Source organism: Falsirhodobacter halotolerans, assembly GCF_022899245.1.
GTDB lineage: Bacteria > Pseudomonadota > Alphaproteobacteria > Rhodobacterales > Rhodobacteraceae > Falsirhodobacter > Falsirhodobacter halotolerans.
Genome location: NZ_JALJAZ010000001.1, coordinates 415,312 through 428,647, shown reverse-complemented (window position 1 = coordinate 428,647; position 13,336 = coordinate 415,312). Strand labels below are relative to the sequence as shown.

Below are 13,336 nucleotides of genomic sequence, written 5' to 3'. Positions count from 1 at the left end.
GACCTGTTATAGTATCACATATAAGACCTGCCCCGTATTCTGGAAAGGTCGAATGATGCGTTATACAATATCGTTGCTGTTGGCGACACTTGCCACCCCCGCGCTGGCCGATGTGAAAGTGGTGACCGATATCGCCCCCGTGCAATCGCTGGTGGCGCAGGTGCTGGGTGAAACGCCGCCGGTCCTTCTGCCCCCCGGCACCGATCCGCACCATTTCCAGCTGCGCCCCAGCCAAGTCCGTAGCCTGCAACAGGCCGATGTGATCTTCTGGGTGGGGCCGGAGATGACGCCGTGGCTGAACACCACCCTGACCAATGTGGAAACGGGCGACGATCTGGCCTTGCTGCATGTGGACGGGCTGACCACCCGCGCCTATGCCGATGACCATGACCATGACCATGACCATGACCATGAGGGGCACGATCACGACCACGAGGGGCATGACCACGGCGACCACGATCACGATCACGGCCATTCCCATGACGGCCTCGACCCCCATGCCTGGCTGAACCCCGACAACGCCGCCGTCTGGCTTGATGCCATCGCCGCACGTCTGGCCGAGGCAGATCCCGACAATGCCGACACCTATCGTGCCAATGCCGAGGCGGCGCGCGACCGGATCACCGCACTGGACACCGATCTGGAGGCGACGTTCGACACCGTGCAGGGCAAACCCTTCGTCGTCTTCCACGACGCCTATGGCTATCTGGCCGACCGGTATGACCTGACCGTGGCGGGCGCGATCACCGAAGGCGACGCCTCCTCCCCCTCGGCCGCGCGGTTGCGGGATATCCGGGCGGCGGCAGGTCCCGCCACCTGCATCTTCCCCGAACGCCTGCACGATCCCAAACTGGCCGAACAGATGGCGGCGGATGCCGGTGTGCGTCTGGGCGGCGCGCTGGACCCAGAGGGCGGAACGCTGACCGAAGGGCCGGAGCTTTATGCCGACCTGATGACCGGGCTGGCGGACACGCTGGCCGCGTGTCTGAACGAATAAGACAGGAAACCGAACGGCGCGGGCCGCGTTCGTCCTCGTAACCCTTGCGAGGACCCCCATGCCCATCGACCCCGCCTCGATCTGCGTGATCGCCAACCCCGGATCGGGTCGCAACACCCGCGACGCCGAAGCCATCGACGCCGCCATGGCCGTGTTCGGTGGCGCCACCCTGCGCCGCTGGCAACCGGGTCAGGATCTGGCGGACACCGTGCGGCAGGCGCTGGACGACGGGTTCACCACCATCGTGGCGGCGGGGGGCGACGGAACCGTGATGGGCGTGGCCAATGCCATGAAGGGGTCGGACGCCGCGCTGGGCGTTCTGCCCCTTGGCACCTTCAACTATTTCGCCCGGGGGTTGGAGTTTCCGCAAGAGCCCGAACCCGCCGCCCGCGCCATTCTGAACGGGGATCCGCATCGCATCGCCGTGGGCACGGTGAACGGGCAGGTGTTTCTGAACAACGCCAGCATCGGCATTTATCCCGCGATCCTGAAACAACGCGAAACGGTCTATAAACGCTGGGGCCGCTGGCGCATCGCCGCCCACTGGTCGGTGCTGAAAACCTTCCTGCGCTATCGCAAGCCCTGGACCATGACGCTGATCACCGATGAGGGAACGCGCACGGTCCGCACGCCGCTGGTCTTCGTCGCCCGCTCCGCCTATCAGCTGGAACGCTTCGGGCTGCCGGGGATGGAGGAGATCAGCAACGACGACCTCGTCCTTTTCATTTCCCATGCCGAGGGGAAATGGGCGTTGATCAAGACGACGTGGCGGCTGTGCATGGGCACGGTGAAGCTGGGCCGCGACATCGACCTGATCCACACCCGCGCCATCAGCATCGACACGAACGGCGGCAAGCTTCTGGTCGCCTATGACGGCGAGAAATCCCGTATGCCGACCCCGCTGGAATTTGCCATCGAACCCGACGCCCTGTCGATCATCATCCCGCGCAAGGCCGACCGCGTGGTCACGGCATGAAGCGTATCGTCCATCTGTCCGACCTGCATTTCGGCCGGACCTCCCCCGCGCTGCTGGAACCGCTGCTGGAGCGGACCAACGCGCTGAAACCCGACCTGTGCGTGATTTCCGGCGATTTCACCCAGCGCGCGCGGGTGTCGCAGTTCCAGGCCGCCCGCGCCTTCATCGACCGGATCGAGGCGAAGGTGCTGGCGGTGCCCGGCAACCACGACACGCCGCTGGACAATCTGTTCGTGCGAATGCTGTGGCCGTGGCACCGGTATCGCACCCATATCGACGCCAATCTGGAACCGACGCACGAAGATGACCGCATGGTCGTCGTCGGCGTCAACACCGTCAACCGCTTCGCCCATCAGTCGGGGCGCTTTTCCGAACGGACCCGCACCCGGGTGTGCCGCGCCTTTGCCGACGCGGGCGACCGCGCGCGGGTGGTCGTGGTGCATCACCCGCTGGAACATCTGGAAGGGACGGACAAGAAGCTGATGCGCGGATCGGCCAAGGCGCTGAAGGCGCTGTCGGACTGCGGGGCGGATGTGGTGCTGTGCGGGCACATTCACACAACGCATATCGGGCCCTTCACCACCGCGCCGGGCCTTTTGTTCGTGCAGGCGGGAACGGGCCTGTCCGATCGGCTGCGCAACCAGGAAAACAGTTTCAACGTGCTGGATGTCAGCCGGGCGGAAATTGCCGTCACCGCCATTTCGGCGGGTGCGGATGCGGTGTTCGACGAAATCGCATCGCAACGGTTCCGGCGGTCGCCGGAAGGATGGCTGCGGGACTAAAGCCGCGCCGCCATGTCCAGCATCCGGTTGGAAAAGCCCCATTCGTTGTCATACCAGCCGAAGACCCGCAGCATTCCGCCCGTGGTCACGCGGGTTTCGGGGCAGGCCATGATCACGCTTTCGGGCCGCGCGCGAAGGTCCGTGCTGACCAGCGGGCCATCCACCGCGCCGATGACGCCCCCCGCCGCCCGGAACGCCGCGTTCACCGCCTCCGCCTTGGCGGGACGGTCGGTCATCACCGCCAGATCCACCGCCGACACCGACGCCACCGGCACCCGCACCGCCGATCCCAGCACCCGCCCCGCCAGATGCGGCAGCACCATGTCCAGAAGCCGCTGGGCCGAGGTGGTCGTGGGCACCATCGACAGCGCCGCCGCCCGCGACCGGGCGTAATCCGCCGCCGGGGCATCCACCGTGGGCTGGCTGCCGGTATAGCAGTGGATCGTGGTCATCGTGCCCGTCACGATGCCCCATTCCACATCCAGCAGCCGCATCAGGGGGGCCAGCGCATTGGTCGTGCAGGAGGCGTTGGAAATGATCCGATGCTCGTCCCGCAACGCATCCTCGTTCGCGCCCAGAACCAGCGTCACATCGGCGGCGGCGGAGGGGCCGGAGATCAGCACCCGCCGTGCTCCCGCCCGCAGACCGCGCGTGGCGACCTCGGGGCTGTCCGCCCGCCCCGTGCATTCCAAGACCACGTCGACGCCCGACAGATCCAGCGAGGACAGATCGGCGGTCCGGTGCAACGCAAGGGGGCGGCCGTCCACCACCAGCGCCCCCCCCTCCAGCGCGACCGTGCCGGACCATGGCCCGAACACGCTGTCATACTGGAACAGATAGGCGCACATCTCGGGCGTGGCGATATCGTTGATGCCCACGATCTGAAGCTGCGGCCAGCCGCCCTTCATCCACGCCCGCAGAACCGAACGCCCGATTCGCCCGAACCCGTTCAGAAACACCCGCATCGCCGACTCCTGTGACCTGATGTCACAGTCCAATCACGACGGCGCGGCGGGCGCAATGTCAGGCCAGTTCGGCCACCCGCGCGTGAAGATGCTTCACCAGTTCGGGATCCAGCTTCAGCCGCGCGGCCAGCATGGCCAGATATCCTTTCTCTGCCGGCGCGTCCGGGTCCACCACCAGAAGCGAGGCGGCATAGATCTCGGCCCCCTCCTCGGGTGTGCGGGCAAGGCCTGCGATGTGGCCCACATCCAGGGGGGTGTTCAGTTCGTCGGCGATCATCTTCTCGCCCTCGGCGTCCAGCCCGATATTGCCCAGCTGTTCGGTGATGCGGGCGCGTTCGTCATCGGTGATGTGGCCGTCGGCCTTGGCCGCCGCCACCATCGCCTGCACCAGACGGGTGGACAGATCGTCCGCCGCCGCCGCGTCCGACGGCAGGAACACCGTCCCCTCGGGCGAGGGAAGCGCCGCGGGCGTGGGGGCCTTCGCGATCTCGGCCTGCTTGCCGGCCTGCCAGTCCTGCCACGCGCGCATGGCCAAGGCCCCGACCACCGCCGCGCCGCCGACCTTCAACGCGGTGCCGGCGATCTTCTTCGTGCCGCGCCCCCCCAGAAGCAGCGCGACCAGACCGCCGCCCGCCGCCATCTTGGTCATGCCGCCCTGCTGGTCCCACAGCCCCTTGGCCTGTTCGGCCATCTGCCCCAGGCCGCCCGGCACACCGCCCAAGCCTCCCGACGCGCCGCCGCCCAGACCCCGAACCAACCCGTCGAGCAGGGATTTTGCGTCCTTCATGCGATCCTCCATACGTTGTGGATCGACATATGGGGTGCATGGGCCGGATCACCAACGCGGCGAAAAGCCGCCTTTTATTCCCGAGTAAAAAAATCAGTATTTACAGACCTGAGTAAATCGCTCAGTTTATCGGGACAGACGATGCGAATCCCAAAGGTGACCCATGTCTCAGCCTTCGCCGACGCCCACCCCCGGTTCCGATGCGGACCTGCCCGAAATCCTGCGCCAAGCCCTGTCCGGGCTGGCCCCGTCCAACGGCCTGACCGCCCTCATTGATCGTATGGAGCGCCCATCATGAACGCGATGACCGACCTGTCCCACCTGATCGACACCACGCTTCCGGTGCATGACGCCACCCGCCTGACCGATGGCGGCAATCAGGCGCGAATCGTGCTGAACGGGCAGATCTACAGCCTGCGGATCACCCGGGCGGGGAAACTGATCCTGACGAAGTGACCCGTCGCCGGGCATGAAAAAGCCCGCCGGAATGTCCGGCGGGCCTTGAAGGCGGGCCTCAGGCCTTGGCCTCGATCGCCTCCCAGATCAGGGCCGCGCCGTTCGTGCCATCGAACCGCTCCAGTTCCTGCAACCCGGTGGGCGAGGTCACGTTGATTTCGGTCAGCCAGTCACCGATCACGTCGATGCCGACGAAGACCTGCCCCTTTTCCCGCAACAGCGGGCCGATCGCCGCGCAGATCTCGCGATCCCGATCGGTCAGGGCCACTTTTTCGGGCCGTCCGCCCACATGCATGTTGGACCGCGTCTCGCCTTCCTGCGGGACACGGTTGATCGCCCCGATCGGCTCGCCATTCACCAGGATCACACGCTTGTCGCCCTTGGACACGGCGGGCAGGAATTTCTGCACGATCAGCGGCTCCCGGCTCATGCCCGTGAACAACTCGTGCAGCGAGGACAGGTTGCGATCGTTGCCGTCCAGCCGGAACACCCCCGCGCCGCCATTGCCATAGAGCGGCTTCAGGATGATGTCGCCGTGTCGCGCCTTGAACTCGCGGATCGTCGCCAGATCGCGGGCGATCATCGTCGGCGGCGTCAGATGCGGAAAGGTCAGCACCAGAAGCTTTTCGGGATAGTTCCGCACCCAGAACGGGTCGTTCACCACCTGCACGCTGTCGGGCAGCATGTCGAGCAGGTGGGTGGAGGTGATGTAGCCCATGTCGAACGGCGGATCCTGCCGCAGCCAGACCACATCCATCGTGGACAGATCCACCACCTCGGTGTCCGAGAACGTGACGTGGTTGCCCTTTTCGCGACGCAGCTCCATCCACTGGCCGCGCGCGGTGATGCGCCCTTCGTCGAAGGCCAGATGCTGCGGGTGATAGTGGAACAGCGTGTGCCCCCGCGCCTGCGCCTCAAGCGCGATGCGGAAGGTGCTGTCCCCATCGATGTTGACGTCCCCCATCGGGTCCATCTGGAATGCGACCTTCATGCGGCTCTCCTTCTATGTGCGCCCATATGTGGCGCGGTCACATCAGGTTGGCAATGACCTCCACCCGTCCATCGGTCACCAGCGCCACGTCGAACCGGCATTCCGTGCGCTGGCCCAAAGGCTCGTTTCCCAGAAAAGCCAGGGCCGAGGCGCGGATGCGGGCGACTTGCGCGGGCCGCAGGGCATGGGCGGCGCGGCGTCCGGCCTTCACCTCCACGAAGATCACCTGCGCGCCGTCGCGCAGGATCAGGTCGATCTCTCCCCCCGGCCCCCGCCAGCGCCGCGCGGCGACGGGCAGGCCGTAATGGCGCACCACGATCTCCTCCGCCGCGAGCCCCGCGTGGTGGTTCGTGGCGCTCACAGCTTCAGCGCCATCTGATAGACGTCGCGCTTGGGAAGGCCCAGCCGCGCGGCCACCTGCGCCGCCGCATCCTTGACCGACGCGGTTTCCAACGCGGCGCGCAGGGCGGTTTCCACGTCGGCCTCGGTCGCGACTTCGGGCGTGCCGCGATCCACCAGCACCACGATCTCCCCCTTCACGTCGCGGTCGGCAAAGGTCGCGGCCAGATCGGGCAGCGGATCGCGCACCACCTCCTCGAACCGTTTGGTCAGCTCGCGGCAGACGGCGGCATCGCGGGGGCCCAGAACGTCGGCCATGTCCGCAAGGGACGCCGCAAGCCGCCGCGGCGATTCGTAGAAGATCAGCGTCGCGGGCACCCCCGCCAGTTCGCGCAGCACCCTCTGCCGCGCCGAACGGGTGGCCGGCAGGAAGCCCGCGAACATGAACCGGTCCGACGGCAGCCCCGCCACGGTCAGCGCGGCGATCACTGCCGAGGGGCCGGGCGCGGTCAGCACCGGCAGCCCCGCCGCGATCGCCTCCCGCCCCAGTTCGAACCCCGGATCGGAGACCAGCGGCGTTCCCGCCTCGGAGGCATAGGCGACGGTCTTGCCCTCCTCCAGCGCGCGGATCAGGCGGGGGGTCGCCTGCCCGCCATTGTGGTCGTGATAGGCGACGAGCGGCCGCCCGTTCAGCGCCACGCCGTGGATCTCCATCAGGTGCCGCAGGGTGCGCGTATCCTCCGCCGCCAGAACGTCGGCCTCGCGCAGGATGTCCAGCGCGCGCAGGGTGATGTCGCGCGCCGCCCCGATCGGCGTCGCCACGAAATAAAGCCCATGGGCCAGCGTCGCCATCCTTTGTCCCTTCGATAAGTTGCCTTCGCCCCGCATCCGCCCTAGGCTTTCGCAGGATTACCCGCCACGGGATAGAGGAACCGAGGGAATGTTGTCCATTTTCACCCGCGCCCGCAAGTCGTTGGGCCACGCCGCCATCGCGCTGTCCGCCCTGGCGCTCGCCGCCTGCGAACCCGTGACCACTGCAAACCAAGGACCCGCCGCATCGCGCGGACAGGCCGTTCAGGTCGCGCTGCTGGTGCCGGCCGGATCCGGCCGCAGCAACGATGACGATCTGGCCCGCGGACTGGAGAACGCGGCCCGTCTTGCCATCCGCGATTTGGGGGCGAACACGATCGACCTCAAGGTCTATCGCACCTCCGGTCAGGCCAGCGTGGCCGCGCAGCAGGCCCGCCTTGCGGTGCAGGAGGGGGCGCAGGTCATCCTCGGCCCCGTCTTCGCCGCCGAGGCAAACGCGGTCGGCAATGCCGTGGCCCCGCAGGGGATCAACGTGCTGGCCTTCTCCAACAACACCTCGGTCGCGGGCGGCAATGTCTATGTCCTTGGCCAGACGTTCGAAAACACGGCCCGCCGTCTGGCGGGATACGCCGCAGGCAACAATGCCGGGCGGGTGATGACCGTCTATGACCGCACCGCCGCGGGCGAGGCGGGACGCACCGCCATCGCCAGCGGGGCACGGCAGGCCGGCGCGACCGTGGTGGGCGAGGAAGGCTACGACTTCTCGCAGAACGGCATCCGCAACGCCGTCCCCGGCATCGCCACCCGCACCCAGGAGGCGGGGGCCAATTCCGTCTTCCTGACCGCCGACAGCGCGGGCGCCCTGCCGATGATCAGCCAAAGCCTGCGCGATGCGGGTCTGGGGCAGGACATGGTGCAGTTCATGGGCCTGACCCGCTGGGACATCCCGACCCAGACGATCAGCCTGCCGGGCGTGCAGGGCGGCTGGTTCGCCCAGCCCGATCCGGGCCCGTGGCAGCAATACACCGCCCGCTACAGCCAGACCTATGGCGGCGCGCCGCATCCGATTTCCGGCCTCGCCTATGACGGGATCGCGGCCATCGGCGCGCTGGCGAAATCGGGGCGTCCGATCACGCAGGCGAACCTGACGCAGGCCTCGGGCTTTACGGGCACGGGCGGCGCGTTCCGCCTTCTGACGAACGGCACCAACGAACGCGCGCTGGCCATCGCGCAGATCTCCAACAATCAGGTGCGCGTCATTGACCCAGCCCCCCGCAGCTTCTCTCGCGGCTTCGGTTTCTGAACCGCCCGACACCTCCGCGCTCCGCTCCCGGATCGCGGAGGGTCTGCCCCCCGACGCCGACCCGCGCCAATGGCGCGATGCGGCGATCCGCGTGCTGTCCGATCTTCGGCGCGAGGGCGAGGCCGAACTGCGCGCGGCCTTCGCCGCCCACCCTCATGACGCCCGCGCCCTGATCAACGGGCAATCGGCGCTGGTGGATCGGTTGGTGACCACCGCCTTCGCCGTGGCCGGGCAATCGGGCGACGCCCATCTGGCCGTCATCGCCGTCGGCGGGTATGGCCGCGAGGAGATGGCCCCCTTCTCCGATGTGGACCTCTTGTTCCTGACCCAGCCGCGCGCCACCGACGCCGACCGCGCGGTGGTGGAGGCGACGCTGTATATCCTGTGGGATTTGAAGCTGAAGGTCGGCCACGCCACGCGGTCCGTGTCCGAATGCCTGACGATGGCGCGGTCGGACATCACCATCCGCACCGCCCTGCTGGAACAGCGGTTCATCACCGGCGATGCGGCGCTGGCCGCCACCCTGCCCGAACGCCTGTGGACGGACCTGTTCCGCAAATCGGGGCCGGAGTTCATCGAGGCGAAACTGGCCGAACGCGCCGAACGCCACCAACGCCAGGGGGGCCAGCGCTATGTGCTGGAACCCAACGTGAAAGAGGGCAAGGGCGGCCTGCGCGATCTTCAGACCCTCTATTGGATCGGCAAATACCTGCACCGCGTGCCGAAAGCCGAAGGGCTGGTCGCCGCCGATCTGTTCACCCGCGACGAATACAACCTGTTCCGCGCGGCCGAGGATTTCCTGTGGACCGTCCGGTCCCACCTGCATTACGCCGCCGGCCGCGCGGTGGACAAGCTGACCTTCGACATGCAGGTGGAGGTGGCCGCCCGCATGGGGTTCGAGGATCGCCCCGGCCGTCGCGGCGTCGAACGGTTCATGCAGGAATATTTCCGCCAGGCCACCCGCGTGGGCGAATTGACCAGCGTCTTTCTGGCCGAGCTGGAGGCCCGCCATGCCAAGGGCGAGGCGCGGCTGATGGGCCTTTTGCGCCGCCGCAAGGTGCTGAAACGCGATTACCGCCTGAACCACGGCCGCATCGAACCCCGCGATCCCTCGACGTTCCTGAGCGACAAGCTGAACATCCTGCGCATCTTCGAGGAGGTGCAGCGCACCGGCACGATGATGCATCCCGACACCCAGCGCCTGATCGCGGCGAACCTGCCCTTGATCGACGACGACATGGCGCAGGACCGCGAGGCGAACCGCATCTTTCTTGACCTGATGCTGAAACACGGCAACCCCGAACGCATCCTGCGGTCGATGAACGAATTGGGGGTGCTGGGGGCGTTCATACCCGAATTCGGGCGCATCGTCGCGATGATGCAGTTCAACGTCTATCACCACTATACCGTGGACGAACACACGATCCAGTGCATCTCCACCTTCGCGCGGATCGAGCAAGGGGAGATGGCGGACGACGTTCCCGTGGCGCCCGAGGTGATGCGCGACGGCACCTTCCGCCGCCTGATGTATATCGCCCTGCTGCTGCACGACATCGGCAAGGGCCGACCCGAGGATCATTCGATCCTGGGGGCGCAGATCGCCCGCCGCGTCACCCGCCGCTTCGGCCTGACGCCCGAGGAATGCGACACGATCGAATGGCTGGTCCGCTATCACCTTCTTATGTCGGACGTGGCGCAGAAACGCGACATCTCCGATCCCCGCACCGTGGCCGATTTCGCCAAGGCGGTGCGGTCGCGCAAACGGCTGGACCTGCTGACCGTCCTGACCACCTGCGACATCATCGGCGTGGGTCCGGGCACTTGGAACAACTGGAAGGCGCAGCTTCTGCGCCAGCTTTACCGCGATACCGAGGCGGCGCTGGAAGGGGGGCTTGAAACCCTGAACCGCCAGCACCGCGAGGGCGAGGCCCGCCGCGCCCTGCGCGCCGCCTTGGCCGACTGGTCCCCCCGCGGGTTGCGGGCCGAAATGGCCCGCCACTACCCCCCCTACTGGCAGGGCCTGCCGACCGAGGCGCAGGTGGTCTTCGCCCGCCTTCTGGACGGCCTTGGCGATGACGAGATCCGCATCGATCTGGACGTGGAGCCGGACCGCGCCGCCACCCGCGCCTGTTTCGCGCTGGCCGATCATCCGGGCATCTTCTCGCGCCTTGCGGGGGCCTTGGCGCTGGCCGGGGCCAACATCGTCGATGCGCGCACCTATACCACCAAGGACGGCTATGCCACCGCGGTCTTCTGGATCCACGACGCCGACGGCGCGCCCTACGACCTTGCCCGCCTGCCCCGCCTGCGCCAGCTGATCGACCGCATCCTGAAAGGCGAGGTCGTCGCGCGCGAGGCGTTCGCCGACCGCGACAAGGTCAAGAAACGCGACAGCGCCTTCCGCTTTCCCACCCATATCGTCTTCGACAATGACGGCTCCGACATCTACACCATCATCGAGGTGGACACCCGCGACCGGCCCGGCCTTCTGTATGACCTGACGCGCACGCTGGCCGCCGACAACGTCTATATTGCGTCGGCGCAGATCGCGACCTATGGGGCGCAGGTCGTCGATACGTTTTATGTGAAAGACATGTTCGGACTGAAACTGCACACCCGCGCCCGCCGGGACAGTCTTGAGGCCAAATTGCGCAAGGCCATCGCCGATGGCGCGGCGAGGGCCGGACGGTGAGCCGAAAGCTGACGCGCGGCTTTCTGACCGTGGGCGGGTGGACCTTCGGGTCGCGCCTTGTGGGGTTCGTGCGCGACATCATGATGGCCGCCTATCTGGGCGCAGGGCCGGTGGCCGAGGCCTTTCTTGTCGCCTTCTCGCTGCCCAACATGTTCCGCCGGTTCTTTGCCGAAGGCGCGTTCAACATGGCCTTCGTGCCGATGTTCGCGAAAAAGGTCGAGGCGGGGGAGGAGCCGAAGCGCTTCGCCTCCGATGCCTTCAACGCGCTGGGGTCCGTCCTGATCGCCGTCACGCTGATCGGCACGCTGGCGATGCCCGGCCTTGTCTGGCTGATGGCGTCGGGCTTTGTGGGCGACGAACGCTTCGGGTTGGCGGTGCAGTATGGGCGGATCGGCTTCGTCTATATCCTGTTCATCTCGCTGGTGGCGCTGATGTCGGGGGTGCTGAACACCCACGGGCGCTTCACCGAAGCCACGCTGGTGCCGGTGATGATGAACGTCATCTTCATCCTTGCCATGCTGCTGGCCGCCCGGTTGGGCTGGGACATGGGGCTGACGCTGGCCTGGACGGTGCCGGTCACGGGGATCGCGCAATTCGCCTTCACCTGGTGGGCGGCGCGGCGCGCAGGATACACGTTCCTGCCCGGACGCCCCCGGCTGACGCCGGAACTCAAGCGCCTGCTGGTCATCGCCGGGCCCGCCGTTCTGGCGGGGGGCGTCGTGCAGATCAACCTTCTGGTGGGGCGTCAGGTCGCCAGCTTCACCGAAGGCGCGGTCGGCTGGCTGTCCTATGCCGACCGTCTTTATCAACTGCCTCTGGGTGTGGTGGGCATCGCCATCGGCACGGTGCTGCTGCCCGAACTGTCGCGCCGTCTGCGCGCGGGCGATCATGAGGGCGGTCGCGCCAGCTTCAACCGCGGGATGGAGTTTGCGGCCCTTTTGACCCTTCCCGCCGCCGTGGCGCTGGTGGTGATCGCCCTGCCCTTGACCAGCGTGCTCTATGAACGTGGCGCGTTCAGCCCGACGGACGCACGGAACACCGCGCTGGTGCTGGCGGCCTATGGTCTGGGTCTGCCCGCCTTCGTGCTGCACAAACTGTTCCAGCCCCTTTATTACGCGCGCGAGGATACGCGCAGCCCGTTCCGCTATGCGCTGTGGTCGATGGTGGTGAACGTGATCTTCGCCGTGGGCATGATGCCGGTCATCGGGTTCCTTGCGGCGGCGCTGGCCACCACCGTCTCGGGCTGGGTGATGTTCGCGCAGCTGTGGTGGGGCGCGCGAGGCATGGGGGATGCGGTGCGCCCCGATGCCCGCCTGCGCGCCCGCCTGCCGCGCATCGCGCTGGCCTCGGTCATCATGGGGGGGGCGCTGTGGGCGGCGTCGATGGCGCTTGCGGGCCCGCTGGCGACGGAGGGGCTGCGCTATGGCGCGCTGGCCGCACTGGTCGCGCTCGGGATCGTGACCTATTTCGGCACGGCCTTCCTGCTGGGGGCCTTCCGCCCGGCGGACATGAAGGCCCAGCTGCGCCGTCAGCGCTGACGGATGCGGGCCAGCATCCGCTGCGGCCCGCCGGGGCTGACCACGAAGGACAGCGCAAAGCCGGTGACGAACCCCGCAAGGTCCGCCACCCAGGAGAACCCCGTTCCGAACAGCGCGGCGAACAGCAACTGCACCGCCAGCAACAACCCGATCAGCGAGAATGCCCGGTATTGCGCCCCCGATCCCGCCAGCTTCACCCACAGCAGGAAGGTGAACGCCCCGATCAGGCCATAGACGGCGGGAAACCCGCCGATCAACGGCACCCGCACCCCCGGCACACAGGTATAGACGATCGCCCCCACCACGGCGGACAGGACGAACACCGCCAAGACCGCCGCCGGATGGAACACCTCCCCCACCATCTTGCCCAGCGCCAGCAGGATCGCCACCACGAACACCGCCTGCGTGACCGACCCTTGCACGAAGACATAGGTGATCATCCGCATCAGTTGGACCAACGGCCAGTCGCCCGCCTCCCACATGGCCTGCAGGATCTGGGGAAAGAAGGCGAACCGCTCCATCGCCTGAACCCGCCAGCCGATCGCGGCCGGATCGCCGATCAGCCCGATCTGGCCCAAGGCGAACACCAGTTCCAGCGCCACCATCGGCAGCGCCAGCAGCCACACAACCATGGGCAACGGGTTCACCGGATTTTCGTGCTGCATCGCTTTTCCTTGCCTTATCTCGGTCCCAAGCGATA

The 13,336-nt window shown here is 67.2% G+C and carries 14 protein-coding genes; 8 read left to right on the top strand and 6 right to left on the bottom strand.

All coding sequences use genetic code 11. The features are described from left to right. Positions 1-52 precede the first annotated feature (52 nt). The 3 genes from MU449_RS02375 to MU449_RS02365 are packed head-to-tail and all read left to right on the top strand — an operon-like array spanning position 53 to position 2,755. The gene (locus MU449_RS02375) at positions 53-997 is read left to right on the top strand and encodes a zinc ABC transporter substrate-binding protein (protein ID WP_342345632.1); all 945 of its coding nucleotides are present in this window, start codon (positions 53-55) and stop codon (positions 995-997) included. 58 nt (positions 998-1,055) lie between these two features. Beyond that, positions 1,056-1,973: a diacylglycerol/lipid kinase family protein gene (locus MU449_RS02370; RefSeq protein ID WP_244736405.1), complete on the top strand. Its 918-nt coding sequence runs from the start codon at positions 1,056-1,058 to the stop codon at positions 1,971-1,973. Then, positions 1,970-2,755, top strand: coding sequence for a metallophosphoesterase family protein (locus tag MU449_RS02365; RefSeq protein ID WP_244736404.1), 786 nt, complete (start codon positions 1,970-1,972; stop codon positions 2,753-2,755). Before MU449_RS02370 ends, MU449_RS02365 begins: the two co-directional genes overlap by 4 nt. Here the strand turns inward: MU449_RS02365 and MU449_RS02360 are convergent. Beyond that, positions 2,752-3,720, bottom strand: a complete 969-nt coding sequence (locus MU449_RS02360) for a type I glyceraldehyde-3-phosphate dehydrogenase (protein ID WP_244736403.1) — start codon at positions 3,718-3,720, stop codon at positions 2,752-2,754. The two genes, MU449_RS02365 and MU449_RS02360, sit on opposite strands and share 4 nt — an antisense overlap. A gap of 58 nt (positions 3,721-3,778) precedes the next feature. Continuing rightward, a complete protein-coding gene (locus MU449_RS02355) occupies positions 3,779-4,507 on the bottom strand; it encodes a tellurite resistance TerB family protein (protein WP_244736402.1) in 729 nt (242 codons plus the stop codon). A 163-nt stretch (positions 4,508-4,670) separates the two neighbouring features. Between MU449_RS02355 and MU449_RS15775 the strand changes: the two genes are divergently transcribed. Together MU449_RS15775 and hemP are read left to right on the top strand one after the other, a co-directional pair. Next, entirely contained in the window at positions 4,671-4,805 is a 135-nt protein-coding gene (locus MU449_RS15775) for a hypothetical protein (RefSeq protein ID WP_280517623.1), read from the top strand. Further along, positions 4,802-4,963, top strand: a complete 162-nt coding sequence (gene hemP / locus MU449_RS02350) for a hemin uptake protein HemP (RefSeq protein ID WP_244736401.1) — start codon at positions 4,802-4,804, stop codon at positions 4,961-4,963. The genes MU449_RS15775 and hemP overlap by 4 nt, the downstream gene beginning before the upstream one ends. Before the next feature lie 58 nt (positions 4,964-5,021). Here the strand turns inward: hemP and gshB are convergent, their stop codons facing one another. Genes gshB through rsmI form a run of 3 tightly spaced genes read right to left on the bottom strand, consistent with a single transcriptional unit; the run spans position 5,022 to position 7,145 of the window. Continuing rightward, complete coding sequence (gshB, locus tag MU449_RS02345) at positions 5,022-5,954, bottom strand: glutathione synthase (RefSeq protein ID WP_244736400.1); 933 nt, start codon at positions 5,952-5,954, stop codon at positions 5,022-5,024. 37 nt (positions 5,955-5,991) lie between these two features. Next, positions 5,992-6,315: a YraN family protein gene (locus tag MU449_RS02340; RefSeq protein WP_244736399.1), complete on the bottom strand. Its 324-nt coding sequence runs from the start codon at positions 6,313-6,315 to the stop codon at positions 5,992-5,994. Next, entirely contained in the window at positions 6,312-7,145 is an 834-nt protein-coding gene (rsmI, locus tag MU449_RS02335; protein ID WP_244736398.1) for a 16S rRNA (cytidine(1402)-2'-O)-methyltransferase, read from the bottom strand. Before rsmI ends, MU449_RS02340 begins: the two co-directional genes overlap by 4 nt. 88 nt (positions 7,146-7,233) lie before the next feature. Here rsmI and MU449_RS02330 point away from each other — a divergent pair, with 88 nt between their 5' ends. Genes MU449_RS02330 through murJ form a run of 3 tightly spaced genes read left to right on the top strand, consistent with a single transcriptional unit; the run spans position 7,234 to position 12,636 of the window. Beyond that, a complete protein-coding gene (locus MU449_RS02330; RefSeq protein WP_244736397.1) occupies positions 7,234-8,406 on the top strand; it encodes a penicillin-binding protein activator in 1,173 nt (390 codons plus the stop codon). After that, entirely contained in the window at positions 8,363-11,098 is a 2,736-nt protein-coding gene (locus MU449_RS02325) for a [protein-PII] uridylyltransferase (protein ID WP_244736396.1), read from the top strand. Before MU449_RS02330 ends, MU449_RS02325 begins: the two co-directional genes overlap by 44 nt. After that, the gene (murJ, locus tag MU449_RS02320; protein WP_244736395.1) at positions 11,095-12,636 is read left to right on the top strand and encodes a murein biosynthesis integral membrane protein MurJ; all 1,542 of its coding nucleotides are present in this window, start codon (positions 11,095-11,097) and stop codon (positions 12,634-12,636) included. The genes MU449_RS02325 and murJ overlap by 4 nt, the downstream gene beginning before the upstream one ends. On the opposite strand, the gene MU449_RS02315 is transcribed toward murJ, so the two are convergent. Continuing rightward, a complete protein-coding gene (locus MU449_RS02315) occupies positions 12,627-13,301 on the bottom strand; it encodes a rhomboid family intramembrane serine protease (protein WP_244736394.1) in 675 nt (224 codons plus the stop codon). The two genes, murJ and MU449_RS02315, sit on opposite strands and share 10 nt — an antisense overlap. Between the last annotated feature and the right edge of the window lie 35 nt (positions 13,302-13,336).

Excerpts from the sequence above, each read along its gene's own strand:
- MU449_RS02330 (WP_244736397.1), top strand. The coding sequence starts at position 7,234 with ATGTTGTCCATTTTCACCCGCGCCCGCAAGTCGTTGGGCCACGCCGCC.
- rsmI (WP_244736398.1), bottom strand. The coding sequence starts at position 7,145 with ATGGCGACGCTGGCCCATGGGCTTTATTTCGTGGCGACGCCGATCGGG.
- MU449_RS02360 (WP_244736403.1), bottom strand. The coding sequence starts at position 3,720 with ATGCGGGTGTTTCTGAACGGGTTCGGGCGAATCGGGCGTTCGGTTCTG.
- MU449_RS02355 (WP_244736402.1), bottom strand. The coding sequence starts at position 4,507 with ATGAAGGACGCAAAATCCCTGCTCGACGGGTTGGTTCGGGGTCTGGGC.
- MU449_RS02315 (WP_244736394.1), bottom strand. The coding sequence starts at position 13,301 with ATGCAGCACGAAAATCCGGTGAACCCGTTGCCCATGGTTGTGTGGCTG.
- MU449_RS02370 (WP_244736405.1), top strand. The coding sequence starts at position 1,056 with ATGCCCATCGACCCCGCCTCGATCTGCGTGATCGCCAACCCCGGATCG.
- gshB (WP_244736400.1), bottom strand. The coding sequence starts at position 5,954 with ATGAAGGTCGCATTCCAGATGGACCCGATGGGGGACGTCAACATCGAT.
- MU449_RS02365 (WP_244736404.1), top strand. The coding sequence starts at position 1,970 with ATGAAGCGTATCGTCCATCTGTCCGACCTGCATTTCGGCCGGACCTCC.
- MU449_RS15775 (WP_280517623.1), top strand. The coding sequence starts at position 4,671 with ATGTCTCAGCCTTCGCCGACGCCCACCCCCGGTTCCGATGCGGACCTG.
- MU449_RS02375 (WP_342345632.1), top strand. The coding sequence starts at position 53 with ATGATGCGTTATACAATATCGTTGCTGTTGGCGACACTTGCCACCCCC.
- hemP (WP_244736401.1), top strand. The coding sequence starts at position 4,802 with ATGAACGCGATGACCGACCTGTCCCACCTGATCGACACCACGCTTCCG.